This window comes from Janthinobacterium sp. GMG1 (assembly GCF_034427795.1).
Taxonomy (GTDB): domain Bacteria; phylum Pseudomonadota; class Gammaproteobacteria; order Burkholderiales; family Burkholderiaceae_D; genus Janthinobacterium.
Window position 1 is genome coordinate 102,991 of the sequence record NZ_JAXQNT010000012.1, and the last position, 22,215, is coordinate 125,205.

A 22,215-nucleotide genomic window follows, 5' to 3' on the forward strand; every position below is an offset into this window, starting at 1 on the left:
TTGCGTTGGTATACAAATGCGGTTGCGCTCTTGACCCAGACGAGCGTCTGAGCTATGGCGCTTGGTGTCGACAAGTTTGAAAAGTAGAGTCAAATGAAAAAACCAACCTCGTCGGTTGGCTTTTTCAATTTCAGTGGCACGCTTTTTTCACTAACTTGGCACAGTTTGCACTAATTGTGTCACCCGACAAGCTGGATTACACGTCGATATTGCCCGCGCGCAATGCGTTGTTTTCAATGAAGGCGCGGCGTGGTTCCACGTCGTCGCCCATCAGTGTCGTGAAGATTTGATCTGCCGCAATCGCATCTTCGATCTGCACCTTCAGCAGGCGGCGCACGGTCGGGTCCATCGTCGTTTCCCACAGTTGATCCGGGTTCATTTCGCCCAGACCTTTGTAGCGCTGTTTCGAGACGGTGCGTTCGGCTTCGTCGCGCAGCCATTGCATGGCCTGGTGGAAGTCGACCACGGCGATTTCCTTGATGCGCTCGCCTTCGCCGCGGCGCACGAAGGCGCCTTCGCCGATCAGGCCTTCGAAGGTGGCGGCGCCGCTGCTCAGCACGGCGTAGTCCGGGCCCTGCACGAAATCGGCGTCAATGGCGCTGACTTTCACGTTGCCGTGGTGCATGCGCTCGATACGCAGCATGTGTTTTTCCGACAAGTCGTCGGAACGCACATGCACGCGCACGGCGCTGTCGTTGATGGCCGTCTGCAGGGCCAGGGCGGAGGTTTCCGCCAGGTCCAGGGTCGACAGGTCCAGCTGCACGCCCGTCATGATGGCCGTCAGGGCGGCGCGGTCGATGACGCGCGTCAGACGGGTCATGATGGTGTTCGACAAGTTGAATTTGCGCACCAGTTCCGTCAGCGTTTCGCCGGAAATGCCTTCCGCGCCTGTGCGCGGCACCAGCACGGCCGTGTTCAGCGCCACCGTCATCATGTAGCTCGCTTCCTCGGCGTCATCTTTCAGATAGCGCTCGTCGCGGCCCGACTTCACCTTGTACAGCGGCGGTTGCGCGATGTAGATGTGGCCGCGCTCGACCAGTTGCGGCATCTGGCGGTAGAACAGGGTCAGCAGCAGGGTACGGATGTGGGCGCCGTCGACGTCCGCATCGGTCATGATGATGATGCGGTGGTAGCGCAGTTTTTCGACGTTGAATTCATCCGGTCCGATCGAGGTGCCGAGGGTGGCGATCAGGGTGGTGATCTGCTCCGACGACAGCATTTTTTCGAAACGGGCTTTTTCCACGTTCAGCACTTTACCGCGCAGCGGCAGGATCGCCTGGAACTTGCGGTCGCGCCCCTGTTTTGCCGAGCCACCTGCCGAGTCACCCTCGACGATGTACAGTTCGCACAGGGCGGGGTCTTTTTCCTGGCAGTCGGCCAGCTTGGCTGACAGGCCCAGGCCGTCCATGATGCCTTTGCGGCGCGTCAAGTCGCGGGCCTTGCGTGCCGCTTCACGGGCGCGCGCCGCTTCGACGATCTTGCCGCAAATGATCTTGGCGTCGTTCGGTTTTTCCTGCAGGTAGTCGGCCAGGGTCTTGGCGACGATCTCTTCGACGGGGCCGCGCACTTCGCTCGACACCAGCTTGTCTTTCGTCTGCGACGAGAATTTCGGTTCCGGCACTTTTACCGACAAGACGCAGGTCAGGCCTTCGCGCATGTCGTCGCCGCTGATTTCCACTTTCGCCTTCTTGGCGAACTCGTGTTCATCGATGTATTTGTTGATGACACGCGTCATTGCTGCGCGCAAGCCCGTCAGGTGGGTGCCGCCGTCGCGTTGCGGGATGTTATTCGTGAAGCACAGTACCTGTTCATTGTAGGCATCGTTCCACTGCATCGACACGTCGACCGAGATGTTCGTGCCCTGGTCCGACATGCGCTCGCCCGTGGCCTGGAAAATGGTCGGGTGCAAGACCGACTTGGCCTTGTTGATGTATTCGACGAAGCCGCGCGTGCCGCCTTCGAAGGCGAAGATTTCTTCCTTGCCTGTGCGCTGGTCCGACAACTTGATGTTGACGCCATTGTTCAGGAAGGACAGTTCGCGGATGCGCTTGGCCAGGATTTCGTAGTGGAATTCCACGTGCGTGAAAATCTCTTCATCGGCCCAGAAATGCACGTCGGTGCCGCGCTTGTCGGTGTCGCCGATGACCTTGATCGGGGAAGTGGCGATGTCGCCGACCATGACGATCTGGCGGTCTTGCGGCACGCCGCGCACGAATTCCATGTGATGCACTTTGCCATCGCGGCGGATGGTCAGTTTCAGCAATTTCGACAGACCATTGACGCAGGACACGCCCACGCCATGCAAACCGCCCGATACTTTGTACGAGTTCTGGTCGAACTTGCCGCCCGCGTGCAGCTCGGTCATGACGATTTCTGCCGCCGAACGCTTCGGATCGTGCTTGTCGTCCATTTTCAGGCCGGTCGGCACGCCGCGGCCATTGTCGGTGATCGAGATCGAATTGTCGCTGTGGATGGTGACGTGGATTTCCGTGCAGTGGCCGGCCAGCGATTCATCGATCGAGTTGTCCAGCACTTCGAATACCAGATGGTGCAAGCCGGTGCCGTCCGAGGTGTCGCCAATGTACATGCCCGGGCGTTTGCGTACGGCTTCCAGGCCTTCCAGGATCTGGATGGAGGAGGCGCCGTATTCTTCCGTTTTGGCCTGGATCGGGGTGTCTTGTGGATTCTCGGACATGGACTGCTTTCTCAAATAACGATTGCTGATTGCGGGGCCTGACCCTGTTGGATCAGACCCCAGTTTTGCATTGGGTTACGCTTAAATCCGCATCGGCATGACGACGTACTTGAAGTCGGCATTGTCGGGGATGGAGATCAGGGCGGACGAGTTCGAGTCGCCCAGCGCGATGTTGACGTATTCGCATTTCAGGTTGTTCAGCACGTCCAGCAGATACGTCACGTTGAAGCCGATGTCGACGGAGTCGCCGCCGTAATCGATTTCCAGCTCTTCGACGGCCTCTTCCTGGTCCGCATTGGTCGAGCTGATCTTCATGCTGCCCGGGGTGATGATGCAGCGCACGCCCTTGAACTTGTCGCTGGTCATGATGGCGGCACGTTGCAGCGAGCGCAGCAGTTCATCGCGGCCGATGGTGAAGTCGTTTTTGTAGCCTTTTGGAATCACGCGCGTGTAGTCGGGGAACTTACCTTCCACCAGCTTCGAGATCAGCTCGATGTCGGCAAAGGTCAGTTTCACCTGGTTGGCGGCGATGTCCAATTGCACCGGCTCATCGTTTTCTTCCAGCAGACGCTGCAGTTCGATGATGGTCTTGCGTGGAATAATCACTTCCTGGCGTGCAAACGTCTGCTCGGTGGCCACCTGGCAAAACGCCAGGCGGTGACCGTCGGTGGCCACGGCGATGACATTATTGCCATCCAGAACCAGCAGCAAGCCGTTCAGGTAATAGCGGATGTCTTGCTGCGCCATCGAGAAATGCACCATGTTGAACAGGTGCTTCAACGTTTTCTGGGGCAGGGTGACGGACGCGTTGTAGCTTTCCGCCTGTTGCACGGTTGGAAACTCTTCCGCCGCCAGGGTTTGCAGGGCGAAGCGCGACTTGCCCGTTTGCACGGTCAGGCGCTTGTTCAGCAGGGTCATCGTGACGTCGCCCGATTCGGGCAGGGCGCGCAGGATGTCCAACAGCTTGCGCGCGGCCACGGTGGTGCCGGTGACGTCCGCGCCGGAACCGATTTCCGCGTGCGTGGTGATCTGCACTTCGGTGTCGGTCGACAGGAAGGAGACATTTTCACCGTCTTTGCGGATGAGGATATTGGCCAGAATCGGCATAGTGTGCCGACGCTCGACAATACCGCTCACGATCTGCAGTGGCCGGAGAAGGGTATCTCGGGTGGTTTTGACCAATTGCATATTTATCCTCAATGTATAGGTTGAACAGTACGACGTTTAACGTATTAATTTAACAATTGTTGCCATGGGGAGCCCCGACAGACCGGCTGCGGCGCCCTCCCAGATAATAAGGGTAAAGCACGTTTTGAGCCAGTCTTGCCAAAGCCGTGCTTAGCCCTTCAACGTTTGCTCCAGCACATGCAACTCGTGGTTGCATTCCGGGTTCTTGGTGCGGTCCAGCGCGATCTTGCGCACGGCATGCAGCACCGTGGTGTGGTCGCGGCCGCCGAACAGCTCGCCGATCTCCGGCAGGCTCTTCTGTGTCAATTCCTTGGCCAGGTACATGGCGATCTGGCGCGGCCGGGCGATATTCGCGGGGCGGCGCTTCGAATACATGTCGGCAACCTTGATATTGAAGAAGTCGGCCACGGTTTTCTGGATGTTTTCCACGGAAATCTGGCGGTTCTGCACCGACAGCAAGTCCTTCAGGGCTTCCTTGACGATATCGATCGTGATGTCTTTGCCATGGAAACGCGAGTACGCGAGGATCTTGCGCAGCGCGCCTTCCAGCTCGCGCACGTTCGAGCGCAAGTGCTTGGCGACAAAGAAAGCCACGTCGTCGGAGAAGGTCACGCCTTCCTGCTTGGCTTTTTTCAGCAGAATCGCCACGCGCATTTCCAGTTCCGGCGGTTCGATGGCCACCGTCAGGCCTGAATCGAAGCGCGAGATCAAACGGTCGTCCATGCCCGTGATTTCCTTCGGATACGTATCCGAAGTGATGATGATCTGCTTCTTCGCGGCAATCAATGCCTCGAACGCATAGAAAAACTCTTCCTGCGTGCGGCTCTTGCCGCCAAAGAACTGGATATCATCGATCAGCAGCATGTCAAGCGAGTGATAGTAATGCTTGAAGTCGTCGAAACCCTTGCGCTGGTAAGCGGTCACTACGTCGCGAACGTACTGTTCCGCGTGGATGTAGCGAATTTTTGCGCCCGGATTGTCGGCCATCACCTGGTTGCCGATGGCGTGGATCAAGTGGGTCTTACCGAGGCCGACGCCGCCGTAGAAGAACAGCGGGTTGTACGACACGCCCGGATTGTTCGCCACCTGGATGGCGGCGGCGCGCGCCAGCTGGTTGGCTTTACCCGTCACGAAGCTGTCGAAGGTCAGGTCGGTGTTGATGCGGCTCTGCTCGCGGCGCGGCGCGGCACCAATGCTCAGTTCCGGCACGCTGGGCTGCGGCTCCGCGGCGCGTGCGCTGGGCGCGCCGCCATTCGGATCGCTGGCCGGGGTGCTGGCGGTGACGGGTTTCTTCGGCAGGGCCAGGCGCGGGTCGAGCACGAACTGCACTTCCGTCGGCGCTTCGAAGTACTGAATGGCCAGCGCAGTGATGCGGCTGGCGAACTGGGTCTTGACCCAATCGAGCTTGAAGCGATTGGGCGCAGCAATGCGCAGCTTGCCCTCTTCGTAATCGAGAGGGATAAGCGGTTTGATCCACGCACTGAATTGTTGCGGTGTCAGCTCCAGTTCCAACTGCGCGGAACAGGCCTGCCAGAAATTATCCATGTATGTCTATGTGAAAAGGTGTGGGAGGGCGTATCGATTCTGCCCTGCGTTCACCGTGTTGCAAGGCCGGCGTCGCGCGAGGGCTCGCCACACGTAACGCGCTATTCTACTCCCGACTGTCAAAGTTATCCACAGGCACGACGCTTATTTTTCTGTGGCAGGGTGGGGCGCCATGTGCATAAGAGGCGACTTATCCCCCGGTTATCCCGCCACACGCAGTGCTGGCGCGGCCTGTGGCGGGGCCTTGCCGGCAGATGGGGGGCGGCGCGGAAATTTCCAGGCGATCACGGCAATCCTTGACAAGAGGGGGGCATATGCTGAATAATTCAGGGTTCCCCGCCCGTATTCCGTGTTTATTCATTTGGAACGACAATATGGACTAAGCGTGGATTAAGCGGGCGATGAGATTGGCCAGCTTGTGCCTTGGCATAAGTGCGCGATTGTCATTGGCACCAAAAACTGACGGGACGTCAGACCCGATTTTGCATTTTTTTTGTTTTTAGCGAGACCAACATGAAACGTACTTACCAACCTTCCGTCGTTCGCCGCAAGCGTACGCACGGCTTCCGCGCTCGTATGGCTACCCGTGGTGGCCGTGATGTGCTCAACGCACGTCGCGCAAAGGGCCGCAAACGTCTGGCCGTCTAGGCTTGTCGTTGACAGCTGATCGCGTGGCTAGCTGTACTCCAGTCGGCAATCAACGCGAAGGTTCACACGACTTCGCGCGCGTTCGGCGTATCGTTAAAACGGATGAATTTTCATCCGTTTTTCGTTTGCGCCCTTCGCAAAAAACAGCGCATTTTGTGCTGTACACCCGACACAATCAATTGCCGCATGCGCGGCTGGGCGTCGTTGTGGCCAAGCGTTTCGCGCCGCGCGCGGCGACCCGCAACACGATCAAGCGCGTCACGCGCGAGCTGTTTCGCAACAGCGCGATGCCGCCGGTCGACTGCGTGGTGCGTTTGTCGCGCGCCGTCAACAGCAAGGATGGTCCGGCTACCACGACCCAGCTCAAAGCCGAGCTGCGTGAGGAATTGAGCCGCCTGTTCGCGGCGCAAATCGCCGCCCAGGCCCGTTCTGTTGCTGCGCCACCACCATCCGCGCCATGAAAACCCTGCTGCTGTTCTTGCTGCGTGCTTATCAGTTGCTGATCAGCCCCATGCTGGGACAGAATTGCCGTTTCTATCCGAGCTGTTCGCATTACGCGATGGAAGCGCTGCGCGTGCACGGTACGGCCAAGGGCAGCCTGCTGGCTGCCAAGCGCCTGTGCCGTTGCCACCCCTGGAATGAAGGGGGCGTCGACCCGGTGCCGCCGGCCGATGCTAAACAATCTTCAACGACCGCTTGCGGTTGCAACCACTCCTGACAAATACCCTAATGGATATCAATAAACGTACCATCCTGTGGATCGTGTTTTCCGTCTCGCTGGTAATTCTCTGGAACGAATGGATGATCTCGAACGGCAAGCCGTCGATGTTCTCCGCGAACACGGAACAAACCGCCAAGGCACCTGCGACCCCTGCCAAGACGGCTGCCCTGCCAGCTGCGGCAGGCGTGCCTGCCCTGCCGGGTGAGGCTGTCGATCCCGCCGCGTTCAAGCGCGAAGTGATTACCATCACCACCGACGTCATCAAAGTCGATATCGATACCCTGGGCGGCCAGGTCAAGCGTCTGGAATTGCTGAAATTCAAGGGCGCGGGTAATCCGGGCTGGTTTGGCGGCTGCTTCGGCCTGTTCAAGGTATGCCAGCCGGACGATGGCAAGCAGAACGAAGTGCTGTTCGACGAAGGCGCGAACCACACCTACCTGGCGCAATCGGGCCTGGTCGGCGGTCCCTTCCCGACCCATGCGAGCGGTTTCACCGTGCAGCCTGGCGTGCGTACTTTGGCCGACGGCAAGCAGATTCAACTGGTGATGGAAGCGGTCGAAGGCGGCGTCAAGCTGACCAAGACGTTTACCTTCAAGCGCGGCGACTACGTCATCGACGTGCGCCATGACGTGTCCAACGTGGGCGCGGCTCCTGTCACGCCGCAGCTGTACCTGCAACTGACGCATGACGGCAACAAGCCGGTCGGCGATTCGTTCTTCAACAGCAGCTTCACGGGTCCGACCCTGTACACGCCGCAAGACAAGTACCAGAAGCTGACGTTCGAGAAAATCGAAAAAGCGGCCGTGGAAGACGAGAAGAAGGGCAACGACAATGCCATGAAGGGCCTGCACCCGGCGACGGCGAATGGCGGCTGGTTTGCGATTTCGCAACACTTCTTCGTGTCCGCTTTCGTTCCGCCTGAGAACGCCAAGCGCGACATCTTCACGAAGAAGGTCGGCCCCAACCTGTACGCCATCGGCAACGTGCTGCCCCTGCCTACCCTGGCGCCAGGCGCCTCGGCCAGCATGGACAGCAAGCTGTACTCGGGTCCGCAAATCGCGCACCTGCTGGAAAACGTCTCGCCTGGCCTGGAACTGGTCAAGGATTATGGCTGGCTGACCATCATCGCCAAGCCGATGTTCTGGGTCATGGAACAGATCCACAGCGTGCTGGGCAACTGGGGCTGGACCATCATCGCCTTCACGATCCTGATCAAGCTGCTGTTCTTCCCGCTGTCGGCCGCCGGCTACCGCAGCATGGCCAAGATGAAACTGGTCACGCCGAAGATGCAAGCGATCCGCGAACGCTTCAAGGGCGATCCGCAAAAGATGAACCAGGCCACGATGGAGCTGTACAAGACGGAAAAGATCAATCCGCTGGGCGGCTGCCTGCCGATCCTGATCCAGATGCCCGTCTTTATCGCGCTGTACTGGGTCTTGAACGCGTCCGTGGAAATCCGCGGCGCGCCATGGATCGGCTGGATCACCGACCTGGCCCAGCATGACCCATGGTGCATCCTGCCCGTGCTGTACGCGATCTCGATGTTCATCACGACCAAGCTGAACCCGGCCCCGGCCGATCCGATGCAAGCGAAGATGATGCTGTTCATGCCACTGGCATTCTCGGTGATGTTCTTCTTCTTCCCGTCGGGCTTGGTACTCTACTGGGTCGTCAACAACGTCCTGTCGATCGGCCAGCAATGGGTGATCACCAAGAAATACGCGCCAGCCGTCAAGTAAGTCCGGCCAGCGAATCGAAAGCCCGCCTCGCGCGGGCTTTTTTTTGACATCGTGCCCAATGGGTACGATGTCAAAAAAAAGTGGGTTTTGCCGGCTTTCCACTGAGCGCCCCCTTCATGTGCACCGGTTTGTCGCTGACAATAGCGCGGCCCTGCAGCCTTCCCCGAATACATTACAATTACCCCATGAAACTCGACTCTTCCCCTATCGCCGCCATCGCCACCGCTCCCGGCCGCGGCGGCATCGGCGTGGTACGCGCCTCCGGCAAAAACCTCGCACCCCTGATGACGGCCCTGTTCGGCGCGCAGCAACTGAAAGCGCGCCACGCCACCTATTTGCCATTCACTGAAAGCGACGGCGCCATCATCGACCAGGGCATCGCCATCCACTTCAAGGGCCCGCATTCGTACACGGGCGAAGACGTGCTGGAACTGCAGGGCCATGGCGGCCCCATCGTGCTGCAACTGCTGCTGGCGCGCGTGCTGGAAGCGGGCCGTGACAGCGGCCTGCGCCTGGCCGAACCGGGCGAATTCACGCGCCGCGCGTTTTTGAATGACAAGCTTGACCTGGCGCAAGCGGAAGCCGTGGCCGACCTGATCGACGCGTCGACGGAAGCGGCGGCCAAGTCCGCTTCGCAATCGCTGTCGGGCGCGTTCTCGAACACCATCCACGCGCTGGTGGAGCAGGTGACGGGCTTGCGCATGCTGGTCGAGGCGACCCTCGACTTCCCGGAAGAAGAGATCGATTTCCTGGAAAAATCGAATGCGCGCGGTCAATTGAAAGCCGTCATCGCAGCCTTGAATAAAGTGTTTGCGCAAGCAGCGCAAGGCGCGCTGCTGCGCGAAGGCCTCAATGTCGTGCTGGCCGGCCAGCCGAACGTGGGCAAGTCGTCGCTGTTGAATGCGCTGGCGGGTGCCGACGTGGCGATCGTCACGCCGATCGCCGGCACCACGCGCGACAAGGTCAGCGAAACCATCCAGATCGAGGGCATTCCCCTCAACATCATCGACACGGCCGGCATCCGCAGCGCGGGCGACACCATCGACGCCGTCGAGCGCATCGGCATCGAACGCACGTGGGGCGAGATCGGCAAGGCCGACGTGATTTTGCACTTGCTTGACGCAGATCATGGCCCCACGTTGGCCGACGAAACCATCGTCGCCGCCTTCCCAGAAGGCGTACCCGTGGTGCGCGTGTGGAACAAGATTGACCTGTCGGGCCACAAGCCCAGCGTTGACAGCCTGCCCGACGCCACCCACGTGTATCTGTCGGCGCACGAGCACATCGGCATCGACTTGCTGCGCGCCGAGCTGCTGCGCATCGCCGGCTGGCAGCAGACGGGCGAATCGCTGTACCTGGCGCGCGAACGCCATTTGATCGCGCTCAAATCGGCCGGCAAGCACCTGGACATCGCCGCCGAACACGCGGCGCAGGACGACCAGTCGCTGGACCTGTTCGCCGAAGAGCTGCGCCTGGCGCAGGTGCAGCTGTCGAGCATCACGGGCGAGTTCTCGCCTGACGATTTGCTGGGCGTGATTTTCAGCCGTTTCTGCATCGGCAAATAAGGAAATTCGATGAAGCTGCTGCTTGCTCTGCTGTTCAGTTGCCTGCCCCTGCTGGCCGGTGCGCAGGAAAAGTTGCCGAAGGACGTGGCGCGGTTCGTCGAGAACGCCCAGATGTGCGAGCATTTTGCCGGCGAGTGGGATGACAACGACAAGGCGCGCCAGCGCGAGATCACGCAAGCCGTGGCCAGCTCGTGCGGCCAGGCGCAGCGGCAGTGGAAGCGGCTGCGCGTGAAATATGCGGGGCAGCCGGCAATTCACAAAGTCATCGACGCGCATGCGAATGATGCGGTCAGGAGCTTTCGGAAATAAGTCCGAACCGTGAAAGACCGGGGGTCAGACCCTCAACACCGCTAACACAAAGGTCATTGCTAACGTGCGAGGGGGTCTGACCCCCGGTTTTGTTACCCCTTCTTTCCTTTTACCTGTTCTTCCCTGAACTTCTGGAAGGCATCGATATGCTCGGCCTGGCGCAGCACGCGCGAGCGCGGGTCGAGCGTGTACGTGGCGCCAGCCGGCAGGGGCAGTTCGCCAAATCCCAGCGACATGGAAACGGTATGGATTTCCTTGCCAATACGCACTTCCACCGGCATCGGAAAGGCGATGTCAGCCGGCGTCTTCCATATCAGGCGCAAGGTGTCGCCGTCACGCACGGCGGACAGTTCCGGCAGTGCGGCCTGGTACAGATAGGCCTGGAAGAACCAGTCGTAATTGCTGCCCGTGACTTTGTAGACGATGTCCATGAATTCCTTCGTGCTGCCATAGCGCGGCTGGAACTGGCCCGGCTGCGGCTGTTCCGTGCCGTACACGAGCAGGCGCACGGCGCGGAAGAAGGCGTCGTCGCCGATCAGTCCGCGCAAGGTGTGCAGCACCAGCGCCCCTTTCACATAAATATCGCCGCCCGGTCCGCCCTTTTTCAGGTCGTACACTTCTTCCTCGGTTTTCGGCTTGCCCGAGACCATGGGCGCCTTATTGACGATGCCGGCGCGCATTTGCTGCAACGAAGCGTAATACTCCTGTTCTCCCCGCAGATATTGCATGTACAGCGGTTGCATGTACGTGCCGAAGCCTTCGTGCAGCCACATATCGTCCCAGTTGCTGTTGGTGAGCTGGTTGCCGAACCATTCATGCGCAAATTCATGCTGTAGCAGCTCATCGTAGCCATAGCTGGTCTTGGCGAATTTGTTGCCATAGGCATTGATGGTCTGGTGTTCCATGCCCTTGTGCGGCGTTTCGGCGATGCCGACTTTTTCATCGCCGAACGGGTAGGGGCCGATGACGCTTTCAAAAAAATCGAGCATGGGCGGCAATTCCGCGAACAGGGCGCCCGCCTTGGCCTCGCTTTCCGGCAGATACCAGAATTGCAGGGGGATGCGGTTGCCGTAGCGGCTCGCATACTCGCCCTGCAGGCTGCGGTAGGGTGCCACGTTGAGGGCGATGCCATAGGTGCTCGGGTGCTTGGCGCGCCAGTGCCAGGTGCGCCAGCCGTTGGCCTCATCCATGCCGAGCGCGATGCCGTTGCCGGCCGCCACCAGCGGTGCCGGCACGATGATGTGCTGGTCGATCAGCCGCGCCTTGCCCATCGGATGGTCGATGCAGGGCCAGAACAGGTCGCAGCCTTCGCCTTGCACGGCGCTGGCGATCCACGGCGCGCCATCGGCCGTGCTCGACCACACCATGCCGCCATCCCACGGCGCTTTCACGGCGACGTGCGGCACGCCGTGGTAGACGATGCGGATGGTGGTGCGCGCGCCGGCCGCCAGGGTGGCCGGCAAGGTCATGCTCAGGCGTCCGTCCGGGTTGGCATAGTCCTGCGGCGGCAGCGCCTTGCCGTCGATTTCGATGCTGTCGACGGGCAGGTTGTGGTCCAGGTCCAGCGCGAAGCGCGAGATCGGTTGCGTCGCCAGGAAGGTCAGGCGCGCATCGCCGGCGATGCTGCGGCTGGCCGGGTCGATGCGCAGGGTGAGGTCGGCGTGTTCGAACACCACTGCCAATTGTTCCGGCGTGCGTTCGGCGCCCGAATTGAGGGTGTAGGCGGTGGGCGCGCGCGTGGCGCAGGCGCTGAGCAGCAAGCAGGAGAGCAGCAGGGGGATGTGTTTCATGGCGAAGGCGCAAGTGAACGGAACACTGATTGTAGTGTGAAGTGACAACGTTGTCGTTTGGAAATTTCAAGACGCCGATGGGGCAAGCGTGGCCGCCGTTGAGAAATGTCATGGGCTGCAAACTGCGCTGACGTAATCTTGCTGAGCGGCCTTGAAGTGCCGCTAGGAAAGGAAGCGCCATGGACAGCAAACAGCCCGATGTCGTGGAGTGCGAGGATGAGGTAGTGGCGCGGCCACTGCCCGCCATGCCGGAATTGATCGCCTCCTTGCCGCCAAAAGGCGCGTGCTGGTATTGCGACAAGCCGCTCGACGCCGTGCGCCGCTTCTGCGGCAAGAATTGCGGCATGGCCTACGCGGAAGAGGCGCAATACCACCGTTGAGCGTGGCGATTAGCGGCGCCGCAGCAGCGCCGCCAGCGCGCCGTCGAAATCGAACTCATGCGCGGCGGCTGCCACTTCCTGGTAGACGTGCACGCCCAGGCTGGCCGCCAGCAGGCTGGCCGAGTTTTCCAGGATGTCGATGGCCGCGCCGTCGCCTTCGCGCAGATGGCTGGCCAGGCGCGCCAGCAGCAGCTGGATGGCGGGCGCGGCAGGATCGGGCGCCACGTCCTGCGCCGCCGTGTGGGTTGCCTCCGGCGTGCCCAGCATGCTGCTGACCGCGCCGAGCAATTGATCCTGCGCCAGTTCCAGCTGCAGCATCTGCCGGGCCAGGTCGGGCGCTTGCGCACGCAGTGCCGATTCCAGCGTTTCCGCCAAGCCGTGCACGTGGCGCGCGCCGATCATGCCGGCGGCGCCTTTCAGGGTATGCGCCTTCAGGCGCGCGGAAGCATAATTGCCCGTGTCGAATTCGGCGCGGATCTGGCACGGCGTGGTGCCGTGGTCATGCAGGAAGCGGCGCAGGATTTTCAGGTACAGGATGCGGTCGCCCATGATGCGGCCCAGTCCGTTCTCGACATCGAGAATCCGGACCATGTCGGATGCCGCGAGGGCGGCATCATCATCGCAAGTGGCGTGTGGTTTCATCATGCCTGGTGTGCAGAGGGCCCCAAAACTTGTCAATTGCATTCATGCAATATCTGCTATTTTACATCCAGTTGCCCTCGGTACTGCGTCCGCTTGGCAGACGCTGCCAGACTAACGCGTCGTGAATGACCAGCTGCGCGTGACGTTCGCGCCATTGACTTTGCCGATGAAACTCACGTCATAGGTGGTGGCCGCCAGCAGGGGGGCCAGCGGGATGATGGCGGCCACCGAGCGCGAGGTATTGATGGCATCGGTCTCCTTGCTGAGCAGGCGTACCGTCAGGTCCGTCGCTGCGCCACGCTGGCGCACGGTGAAGGTCGTCACGCTGAGGGTGGCGTCGAAATTCGCATGGACGCTGATGGGGTAGCCGACCACGTCCTGGTTAGGCACGGGATCGGGTTCTTCTTCATTGCTGGAGAAACTGGTGGCGACCTTGGTCTGCCCGTTGAACGGGTAGCTGACGATCTGTCCGGCTGGCAAGCCGGGGCCATAGCGGCTATTGCCGGCCAGGTCGGTGGTGAAATAGGCATAGCCGCTATTGTTGACGGCCGCGCCGGCGCCGCCTTCCTTGAAGATCGGTTCAAAGATGAGGAAGCGGTGGTACACGGCCGTGATCAGGTTTTCCGCCATGTAGAAACCGGAATTGGTCGCCACGCCCGCGATGACTTCACCCCAGACGGACGTGACGCCATAGTTCGACGCAGTCAGGCGGTCATACAGTGTTTCGCCGGTAAAGCCGGGTTTGCCTTTAACTTGATTGTGCACCACCACATTATTGCTGTTCAGATAGTTGGAGTGGCCGAGTGCCGCGTTATCGATCAGACTATTGCGTACCAGCGGCGCCAGGCCGATCTGGCTGCGCCGGTAATTGATCCAGTTGAAACCATCGGTGGCGATATTGTTGCTGACGACGGGAGCGCCCGGCTCCTGTGTCAGCTGTCCGGCCTGGGTCGAGGTGCTCAGCGACGTCTTGCCGCCGCTATCGCCGCCGCCACAGGCGCTCAGCAGGGCTGCGCTCAGCAGGGCGGGTATCCAGTATTTCCAACGCAGTGACGAGGCAATCAAGTTGACTCCTGTATAGGTAGGCGGACAGCGGTGGGTGTCAGCGTGCTGCCCTGTGAAATGATTCTAAGGCATTTTTATATGCCGTAGAGCATCCATGACAAGATATGTCGCGCGCTCGTGCGCAGACGGTGCCGCAGCTGCGCAGGGTAGAATGAGCATAGTGCAGCGTTTGCCGCTGCGTTGCCTCATTTCCGATTTCTTTGATTGTCCACAAATTTGAACACATTGCCCAAGTCGCGCCTGCAGCGCGCCAAGTACGCCTTGCCCAGCATGGTGACTTTGCTTTCGATAGCCTGCGGTTTTGCCAGCATCGTCATTTCCGTCGATAACGCCGCGGTGGGCGACGCGGATGCCTACCGCCTGGCGGCCGCCTTGCTGGTGCTCGCCGGGGTATTTGACGCGCTCGACGGTTATGTCGCGCGCCTGACGAACACCAGTTCCCAGTTCGGCGTGCAGCTCGATTCCATCGCCGACGTGATGAATTTCGGCTGCGCCCCGGCCGTCCTGTTGTACTGCTATGGCTTTGTGCAGATGGGCGTGCACGATCCGCTGCTGCTGCGCTTTGGCGGCATGGCCAGCTTCTTCTTTGTTGCCTGCGGCGCCATGCGCCTGGCGCGCTTCAATGTCAACGTGGGGCGCACCGATCCCCTGTATTTTGTCGGCATGCCGATCACGGCCGGGGCCGCCTGTGTGGCGGCCGTGGTGGTGGCGTGGCCGGCGCCCATCGATTCCATGCTGCACAGCTATCTGCTGATGCTGCTGCTCGTCGGCGTGGGCAGCCTGATGGTGTCGACCTTGCGTTTCCCCAGCTCCAAGCAAAAGAAAAGCCTGGCCGCGCTGCTGGTACTGATCGTCGCCATCGCCCTGCTGGTGTGGCTGAAGACCAGTTTCTTTGCGCTGTTCTTCGCCGTTTACATCGCCGCCACCCTGCTGCTCAACCTGGCGTGGTACCTGGGCTGGCGCGGCATTGCGCTGCCTCAAGTATTCAACGATCCGGACGAGATAGACTAGGCTACCTCATGGCCGCGCGCGGCGCGCAGGATGGCGAACCAGTCGCTGCGGCTGAGAGTAAACTGCGTGCCTTCCACGGCTACGCCGACGGCTTCGATGCGGCCCGTGCCCGTCAGCGGCAGGGGACGGCAAGGCAGTTGCATGATCCAGGCAAACACCACGCTGGCAAACGGCCGCTGCAACTGGTCGGCGATCTGCTTGATGACATTGCGCAAGTTCTCCACATTCGCGTCGCCGCCCTGGAACAGGCGCCCGCCGGCCAGCGGCGACCAGATCATCGGCGCCACCCCCACGTCCTGCAAGCCGTCGAAGGTTTCGTCGAACAGGGGTGCCACGTGCAGCGGTGAAAATTCCACCTGGTTCGTCACCAGCGGGAAGCGCCGGTGCAGGCACTCGAACTGGTGGCGGCTGAAATTCGACACGCCGAAGTGCAAGACCTTGCCCGCCTGTTGCAGCTGGGTGAAGGCGCCGGCGATCTCGTCGAAATCCATCAGCGGATCGGGACGGTGGATCAGCAGCAAGTCCAGGCGGTCCGTGTGCAACTGGCGCAAGGTCTGTTCCACGGAACTGGTGATGTGGGCCGCGCTCGTGTCGTAATGCTGGATGGCATGGCCGGGGCGGTGCGGCGACAGCAGCTTGATGCCGCACTTGCTGACCAGTTCCATCTTGTTGCGCAAGCCCGGCTGCAGGGCCAGCGCTTCGCCGAACAGGCCTTCGGCGCTGTAATCGCCATAGATATCGGCATGGTCGAAACTGGACACGCCCAGCGCCAGGCATTGCTCGATGAAAGCCAGGCGCTGCTGCGCCGACATATTCCACTCGCCGATGCGCCACATGCCGGCGACGATGCGCGACAGTTCGGGACCGTTGTTGCTTAAACGGCTGCGCGGCGCTTGCAGGCTGGCAGGAAATACATGGCTCATGGGCTGGCTTTCTGATGGTGGCGTGAGGGGACTCGCCACGATTATAGCCAGCTAAGCTAGAGCATGCTGCGGATAAAGCGGCAGCAACGCTCCTGCAGGGCAAGGTCGAGCTGGCCACCCAGTTGCATCTGGTACACGAGTGCCGACTGCAGCATGAAGGCGAACAGGCGCAGGTCGAGGTCGGCGCGCACGCCGATGTTGACCAGGCGCTGCACCACCAGGGTGATCCATGGCGCGACGATCTGTTCGCGAAAGCGCAGTTGCGCGGCCGCATCATTGTGGATCAGCACCAGCAGGTCGCAGGTGAAGCGGCCGTCGGCGTTCAGGTTGTCGAAGATGCGCGCGCAGATCGCTTCGATTTCCTGACCGTCCGGCATGTCGAGCGCGCGCTGCAGCTTCTCCGCCGTGCGCTTGACGAGCGCGTCGAGCAGCATGTCTTCGCGGCGCGGCCAGCGCCGGTAGATCGTCTGGCGCCCCACGCCGGCCACGTCGGCCACCATCTGTATCGTCACGGCGTCGAGCCCATGCTGGCGCACCAGCATGACGATCGCTTCCAATACCGCATCTTCCACGCCCGCCTTGCGCGGGCGGCCACGCGCCACGGCCTCTTTTTTGATCACGTCTAGCCTGTCTCTGAATGTTTCTTTTAATTATGGTACGATGCGCACCGTAAATGCAAAGCAACTGCTTGTCAATCATGTTGGTCAACTAACCAAGAGATTGACGGTGGAGCGCCGCGATAATCCCAGTCTTTCCAACGTGAATTCTGCACTCTCCGCGGCGCGTGCCCGCATTTTCTTTCTGACTCCCACATCCATCACTGTGGCGGCTCGTGCCGCCTGAGGAAAACCTATGAAAATCATCGGGATTTCGCCCCACCGGCGTAACTTCCTGCGCAAGGCCGTCGGCGCCGCGCCTGCCGTGGCCTTGCTGGCCGGCGCCGGCGGCGGCCTGGCCATGGCCGTCTCCAAGGACCAGCCTGCCTATAAACCGCGCTTTTTCGACGCCACCGAATGGGCCACCTTGAGCGCGCTGGTTGACCGGCTGATCCCCGCCGACGGCGAAGGGCCGGGTGCGCTGGAGTCCGGCGCGCATGAATTCATCGACGCGCAGATGAACACGCCATACGCGTATGGCGCGCTGTGGTACATGCAGGGGCCGTTCGTGCCCTCGATCGAGCAGTTCGGCTACCAGTTCCACATGGCGCCGCGCGAGTTGTACCAGAGCGCCCTGGCCGGCGTTAACGCAGCCGTGCAGAAACAGGCCGGCAAGCCTTTCGTGCAGCTGAACGCGGCCGAGCGCGACGCCGTCATCACGCAATTGCAAAAGGGCACCCTGGACATCGGCGCAGTGCCGTCGAAAGTCTTCTTCAACCAGTTGCTGCAAAACACGCGCGAAGGCTACTTTTGCGACCCCGTGCACGGTGGTAACAAGGACATGCTGGCCTGGAAGATGGTGGGATTCCCCGGCGCGCGCGCCGATTACATGGATTGGGTGGAACAGTACGGGAAAAAATATCCTCTTCCGCCGGTATCCATCGCCTAAAACTTTTAGTACCCGATCAAAGAAAAAGAAAAACCATCATGAGTGATATCAAACCCGATGTAAAAATGAAGCCTGTCGATGCCGTGATTGTGGGCTTCGGCTGGACCGGCGCCATCATGGCCAAGGAATTGACGGAAGCGGGCCTGAACGTGGTCGCGCTGGAACGCGGCGAGTACCGCGACACCTATCCCGACGGCGCCTATCCGAAGACCCTCGACGAACTGACGTATATCCAACGCAGCAAGCTGTTCCAGGATATGTCGAAGAGCACGTTCACCTTCCGTCACAGCATCACGGGCGTGGCCGTGCCCTACCGCCAGATCGGCGCCTTCAAGCCCGGCACGGGCGTGGGTGGCGCGGGCTTGCACTGGTCGGGCATGCATTGGCGCGTCTTGCCGGAAGAGCTGCAAATCCGCAGCCACTACGAACGCCGCTACGGCAAGAAATTCATCCCCGAAGGTATGACGATCCAGGACTTTGGCGTGACCTACGCCGAGCTGGAGCCGCACTTCGATTTCGTCGAGAAAGTCTTCGGCACCTCGGGCCAGGCGTATAAAGTCAACGGCATCGTCGTCGGCGACGGCAATGTGTTCGAGGCCGACCGCTCCGACAATTACGCGCTGGCGCCGCAAAAAGTGCCGTACACGGCCGAGTTGTTCCGCCGCGCGGCCAAGGCCGTCGGCTACCACCCGTTCGTCAACGCCTCGTCGAACGCGTCCGGCCCGTACACGAACCCGTACGGCTGCCAGATGGGACCGTGCAACTTCTGCGGTTTCTGCTCCGGCTACGCCTGCTATAACTATTCCAAGGCTTCGCCCAACGTCAACATCATGCCGGCCCTGCGCATGGTGGCGAACTTTGAATTGCGCGCCAATTGCAACGTCGTGCGCATCAATCTCGATAGCAGCAAGAAACGTGCAACGGGCGTGACCTACATCAATGCGGATGGCAAGGCTGTCGAGCAACCGGCCGACCTGGTCATCGCCAGCGCCTTTGCCTACAACAACGCGCACCTGTTTTTGCTGTCAGGCATCGGCAAGCCGTACGATCCCGTCAGCAATGAAGGCGTGGTGGGGCGCAATATCGCCTACCAGATGATGTCCACCATCCAGACTTTCTTCAAGGAAGACACGAACACGAATCCCTTCATCGGCGCCGGCGGCACCGGCGTCGCGCTCGATGACTGGAATGGCGACAATTTCGACCATGGCCCGCTGGGCTTTGTGGGCGGCTCACCCGCCTGGTGCAACCCGGCAGGCTCCAAGCCCATCTCGGGCATCGCCACGCCGGACGGCACGCCCGCCTGGGGTGCGGCCTGGAAAAAGGCCGTCAAGAAGAGTTATTTGAACACGGTCTCGTTCGACTGCCATGGCGCCAACATGACTTACCGCGACTGCTATGTCGACCTCGACCCGACCTACACGGACAAGTATGGCCAGCAATTGCTGCGCTTTACCTTCGACTGGAAGGAAAACGACATCAAGATGAGCCGTTTCGTCACCGACAAGATGATGAAGGTGGCCGAGGCCATGAATCCGGAGGCGATCAAGGTGTCCGTCAAGAGCGTGGGCGACCACCTCGACTTGCGCAACTACCAGACCACCCACTGGGCGGGCGGCACGGCCATGGGCGCGGACCGCAAGACCAGCGTCGTCAACCGCTACCTGCAGAGCTGGGACGTGCACAACGTGTTTGCCGTCGGTTCCAGCGTGTTCCCGGTCGGCATCGGCTACAACCCGACGGGCCTCGCCTGCGCGCTGACCTACTGGTCGGCCAAGGCCATCCGCGAGCAATACCTGAAAGATCCCCGTCCCCTGGTCGCCTGATAAAGAACAAGAAGATGAACAACACATTCACCCATACAGTGGGCGCGCTGCTGCTGGCGCTCGCCTCCGGCGCCGCCTGGTCGGCAGCCACCACCGTCCCGAACGCCCAGCTGATACGCCAGGGCGAATACCTGGCCCGCGCCGGCGACTGCATCGCCTGCCATACGGCCGGCACGAAAGGCCAACCGTTCGCGGGCGGCCTGGGCATGGAAACGCCGATCGGCAAGGTATATTCCACCAACATCACGCCCGATAAAAAGGCCGGCATCGGCGACTGGAGTTTTGCCGATTTCGACAAGCTGATGCGCACCGGCGTGACGAAACACGGCTATACCGTGTATCCGGCCATGCCGTACCCATCGTACTCGCGCCTGAGCGAGGCGGACATGCAGGCGCTGTACGCCTATTTCATGCATGGCGTGAAGGCGGACCCGACGCCGAACAAGGCGGCCGACATTCCGTGGCCGTTGTCGATGCGTTTCCCGCTGACCATCTGGCGTTGGGCGTTCGCCCCCACGCCGCAGCCATACAAGGTGCCGGTGACGGGCGACGCGCAATTGCTGCGCGGCGCCTACCTTGTGCAGGGCCTGGGCCACTGCGGCGCCTGCCATACGGCGCGCGGCGTGGGGATGCAGGAAAAATCGCTGACGGATGAGGGTAATACCACCTTCCTGGCGGGCGGCGGCGTGATCGACGGCTGGTCCGTGCCTTCCTTGCGCAATGAACATGGGGGCGGCCTGGCGCGCTGGAGCGCGGCGGAGATCGCCGAATTCCTGAAAACGGGCCGCAACAGCCATACGGCCTCGTTCGGCGCCATGAACGATGTGGTAGCCCATTCCATGCAGCACATGACGGATGGCGACCTGGCGGCGATGGCGAAATACCTGAAATCCCTGCCGCCATCGAAGCCGGCCACGCCGGCCTTCGTGGCCGATGACAAGCTGGGCAAGCAATTGTTCAGCGGTATCGTCAACTCGACGGGCGCGCAGCTGTACCTGGACCGCTGCGCCGGCTGTCACCGCTCCGACGGCAAGGGCTACGACAAGGCTTTCCCTGCGCTGGCCGGCAATGCCGTGCTGCAGACGAACGATCCCACCTCGGCCATCAACATCGTGCTGTCGGGCGGCGCCGTGCCGGCCACGCGCACGGCACCGTCGGCGCTGACGATGGCGCCGTATGCCGACATTTTCAATGATGAGCAGACTGCCCAGGTGGTGACGTTCATCCAGACCAGCTGGGGCAACCGCGGCACACCGGTGACGGCGGCGCAAGTGGCCAAGGTGCGCAAGGTGGCCGTGCCGGTGGAAGCGTCGCAGACGGAAGCGACGTTTGCGGCAGGCCGTCACGGCACCTTCCCGCCCGTGGCGCGCAAGCCGCACTTGAAGGATGCGCCGGCGAAGTAATTTGACGTAACGCAAGACGAAAAAAATGCCCGCAGTATCTGCGGGCATTTTTTGTGGGGAAATGCTAAAGACTTATTTCATCCACAGGCGCATCGAATCCCAGGCGCGGCCGAAGATCGTGGCCTGGTTGATGGTTTCCAGCGCCACGACAGGCAATTCCAGCAGGACTTTGTCGTCGACCATCATTTTCAGTTTGCCGACAGGCGCGTTTTCAGCCAGTGGGGCGACCAGCGGGTCCTTGCGTTCCAGCACAGGTTTCATCTTGGCAGCCGTGCCTTTTGGTACGGTCACGAGCACATCGCGGGCGAAACCGATTTTCACGGTGCCTTTCGAGCCTTTCCATACTTCCGGCGTGGCCACGGCCTGGCCTTTCGAGTACAGCTTGACCGTATCGAAGTTCTGGAAGCCCCAGTTCAGCAGCTTCTGGCTTTCCTGCGTGCGGGCCTGGTCCGACGTTGTGCCCAGCACCACGGAGATCAAGCGGCGCTCGCCGGTGCCGCCCGGACGGCGTGCCGAGGCGATCATGCAATAGCCAGCCGCTTCCGTGTGGCCCGTCTTCATGCCATCTACGGTTGGGTCCAGCCACAGCAGGCGGTTGCGGTTAGGCTGGGTGATCTTGTTGTACGTAAAGCTTTTCACGGAATCGATTTTGTAGAATTCCGGGTAGTCGGCGATCACGCGCTTGGCCAGTACGGACAAGTCTTGCGCCGTGGAATAGTTATCGGGGCTAGGCAAGCCATGCGGATTGGCAAAACGGGTGTTTTTCAGACCCATGCGTTGCGCTTCACGGTTCATCAGCACGACGAACGTTCCTTCATCGCCGGCAACGGCTTCAGCCAGAGCCACGGCGGCATCGTTACCCGATTGAATCATCAGGCCGTGCAGCAAGTCGTCGATCGAGACGGGGGTGGCCGGGTCGATGAACATCTTCGAGCTGCTCGAATCGACCTTCCATGCGCGCACGGACACGTTCACTTTTTGGTCCAGCGCCAGTTTCTTTTCGCGGATGGCGGCAAACGTCAGGTAAGCCGTCATGATTTTGGTCAACGAAGCCGGCTCGATGCGGGCGTCCGGATCTTGCGAAGCAATGATCTGGCCGCTGGTGGCGTCAAGCAACAGCCAGGACTTGGCGGCGATGGTCGGGGCTGGAACGCTCTGGGCGAAGGCGGCGGAAAAGAAAAATACACTGGAGGCCAGTGCCGCTAAAAGTTTTTTCATGG

The 22,215-nt window shown here is 60.9% G+C and carries 20 protein-coding genes; 11 read left to right on the forward strand and 9 right to left on the reverse strand.

Annotated features, from left to right (window positions below):
* Positions 1–196: 196 nt before the first annotated feature.
* From gyrB to dnaA, 3 genes are all read right to left on the reverse strand, one after another.
* Positions 197–2,695, reverse strand: a complete 2,499-nt coding sequence (gyrB, locus tag SJI03_RS24940; protein WP_322428992.1) for a DNA topoisomerase (ATP-hydrolyzing) subunit B — start codon at positions 2,693–2,695, stop codon at positions 197–199.
* 81 nt (positions 2,696–2,776) lie between these two features.
* Positions 2,777–3,883 (reverse strand): DNA polymerase III subunit beta, encoded by a 1,107-nt coding sequence (gene dnaN / locus SJI03_RS24945; RefSeq protein ID WP_034754341.1) that lies wholly within the window; start codon positions 3,881–3,883, stop codon positions 2,777–2,779.
* A 150-nt stretch (positions 3,884–4,033) separates the two neighbouring features.
* Positions 4,034–5,428: a chromosomal replication initiator protein DnaA gene (gene dnaA / locus SJI03_RS24950; RefSeq protein WP_034781304.1), complete on the reverse strand. Its 1,395-nt coding sequence runs from the start codon at positions 5,426–5,428 to the stop codon at positions 4,034–4,036.
* Between the two features lie 513 nt (positions 5,429–5,941).
* Here dnaA and rpmH point away from each other — a divergent pair.
* From rpmH to SJI03_RS24980, 6 genes are all read left to right on the forward strand, one after another.
* On the forward strand, positions 5,942–6,076 hold the full coding sequence (gene rpmH, locus SJI03_RS24955; RefSeq protein ID WP_010401996.1) for a 50S ribosomal protein L34: 135 nt from the start codon (positions 5,942–5,944) through the stop codon (positions 6,074–6,076).
* 23 nt (positions 6,077–6,099) lie between these two features.
* Positions 6,100–6,537, forward strand: a complete 438-nt coding sequence (gene rnpA / locus SJI03_RS24960) for a ribonuclease P protein component (protein ID WP_099380766.1) — start codon at positions 6,100–6,102, stop codon at positions 6,535–6,537.
* On the forward strand, positions 6,534–6,794 hold the full coding sequence (gene yidD / locus SJI03_RS24965; protein WP_099380761.1) for a membrane protein insertion efficiency factor YidD: 261 nt from the start codon (positions 6,534–6,536) through the stop codon (positions 6,792–6,794). Before rnpA ends, yidD begins: the two co-directional genes overlap by 4 nt.
* An 11-nt stretch (positions 6,795–6,805) precedes the next feature.
* On the forward strand, positions 6,806–8,536 hold the full coding sequence (gene yidC, locus SJI03_RS24970) for a membrane protein insertase YidC (RefSeq protein WP_099380760.1): 1,731 nt from the start codon (positions 6,806–6,808) through the stop codon (positions 8,534–8,536).
* Positions 8,537–8,721: 185 nt separating this feature from the next.
* Entirely contained in the window at positions 8,722–10,101 is a 1,380-nt protein-coding gene (gene mnmE, locus SJI03_RS24975) for a tRNA uridine-5-carboxymethylaminomethyl(34) synthesis GTPase MnmE (RefSeq protein WP_099380759.1), read from the forward strand.
* Positions 10,102–10,110: 9 nt separating this feature from the next.
* The gene (locus SJI03_RS24980) at positions 10,111–10,410 is read left to right on the forward strand and encodes a hypothetical protein (RefSeq protein ID WP_219312175.1); all 300 of its coding nucleotides are present in this window, start codon (positions 10,111–10,113) and stop codon (positions 10,408–10,410) included.
* 92 nt (positions 10,411–10,502) lie between these two features.
* Here SJI03_RS24980 and SJI03_RS24985 read toward each other — a convergent pair whose 3' ends face one another.
* Complete coding sequence (locus SJI03_RS24985; protein WP_322428993.1) at positions 10,503–12,200, reverse strand: M1 family metallopeptidase; 1,698 nt, start codon at positions 12,198–12,200, stop codon at positions 10,503–10,505.
* A gap of 179 nt (positions 12,201–12,379) precedes the next feature.
* Here SJI03_RS24985 and SJI03_RS24990 point away from each other — a divergent pair, with 179 nt between their 5' ends.
* On the forward strand, positions 12,380–12,580 hold the full coding sequence (locus tag SJI03_RS24990) for a hypothetical protein (RefSeq protein ID WP_099380756.1): 201 nt from the start codon (positions 12,380–12,382) through the stop codon (positions 12,578–12,580).
* Between the two features lie 9 nt (positions 12,581–12,589).
* On the opposite strand, the gene SJI03_RS24995 is transcribed toward SJI03_RS24990, so the two are convergent.
* Both SJI03_RS24995 and SJI03_RS25000 read right to left on the reverse strand, forming a co-directional pair.
* Positions 12,590–13,225 (reverse strand): Hpt domain-containing protein, encoded by a 636-nt coding sequence (locus tag SJI03_RS24995; RefSeq protein ID WP_099380755.1) that lies wholly within the window; start codon positions 13,223–13,225, stop codon positions 12,590–12,592.
* Positions 13,226–13,333: 108 nt separating this feature from the next.
* Entirely contained in the window at positions 13,334–14,287 is a 954-nt protein-coding gene (locus tag SJI03_RS25000; protein WP_322428994.1) for a CAP domain-containing protein, read from the reverse strand.
* A 225-nt stretch (positions 14,288–14,512) separates the two neighbouring features.
* Between SJI03_RS25000 and pssA the strand changes: the two genes are divergently transcribed.
* Complete coding sequence (gene pssA, locus SJI03_RS25005; RefSeq protein ID WP_099380754.1) at positions 14,513–15,298, forward strand: CDP-diacylglycerol--serine O-phosphatidyltransferase; 786 nt, start codon at positions 14,513–14,515, stop codon at positions 15,296–15,298.
* Here pssA and SJI03_RS25010 read toward each other — a convergent pair.
* Together SJI03_RS25010 and SJI03_RS25015 are read right to left on the reverse strand one after the other, a co-directional pair.
* A complete protein-coding gene (locus SJI03_RS25010; RefSeq protein WP_322428995.1) occupies positions 15,295–16,221 on the reverse strand; it encodes an aldo/keto reductase in 927 nt (308 codons plus the stop codon). The genes pssA and SJI03_RS25010 overlap by 4 nt on opposite strands.
* Before the next feature lie 56 nt (positions 16,222–16,277).
* A complete protein-coding gene (locus SJI03_RS25015; RefSeq protein ID WP_199534531.1) occupies positions 16,278–16,841 on the reverse strand; it encodes a TetR/AcrR family transcriptional regulator in 564 nt (187 codons plus the stop codon).
* A 232-nt stretch (positions 16,842–17,073) separates the two neighbouring features.
* On the opposite strand from SJI03_RS25015, the gene SJI03_RS25020 reads away from it, so the two are divergent.
* The 3 genes from SJI03_RS25020 to SJI03_RS25030 are packed head-to-tail and all read left to right on the forward strand — an operon-like array spanning position 17,074 to position 20,995.
* On the forward strand, positions 17,074–17,766 hold the full coding sequence (locus SJI03_RS25020; RefSeq protein WP_322428996.1) for a gluconate 2-dehydrogenase subunit 3 family protein: 693 nt from the start codon (positions 17,074–17,076) through the stop codon (positions 17,764–17,766).
* Between the two features lie 38 nt (positions 17,767–17,804).
* Entirely contained in the window at positions 17,805–19,592 is a 1,788-nt protein-coding gene (locus SJI03_RS25025) for a GMC family oxidoreductase (RefSeq protein WP_322428997.1), read from the forward strand.
* Between the two features lie 14 nt (positions 19,593–19,606).
* Complete coding sequence (locus SJI03_RS25030; RefSeq protein WP_322428998.1) at positions 19,607–20,995, forward strand: cytochrome c; 1,389 nt, start codon at positions 19,607–19,609, stop codon at positions 20,993–20,995.
* 72 nt (positions 20,996–21,067) lie between these two features.
* On the opposite strand, the gene SJI03_RS25035 is transcribed toward SJI03_RS25030, so the two are convergent.
* Entirely contained in the window at positions 21,068–22,213 is a 1,146-nt protein-coding gene (locus SJI03_RS25035; protein ID WP_099380749.1) for a D-alanyl-D-alanine carboxypeptidase family protein, read from the reverse strand.
* Between the last annotated feature and the right edge of the window lie 2 nt (positions 22,214–22,215).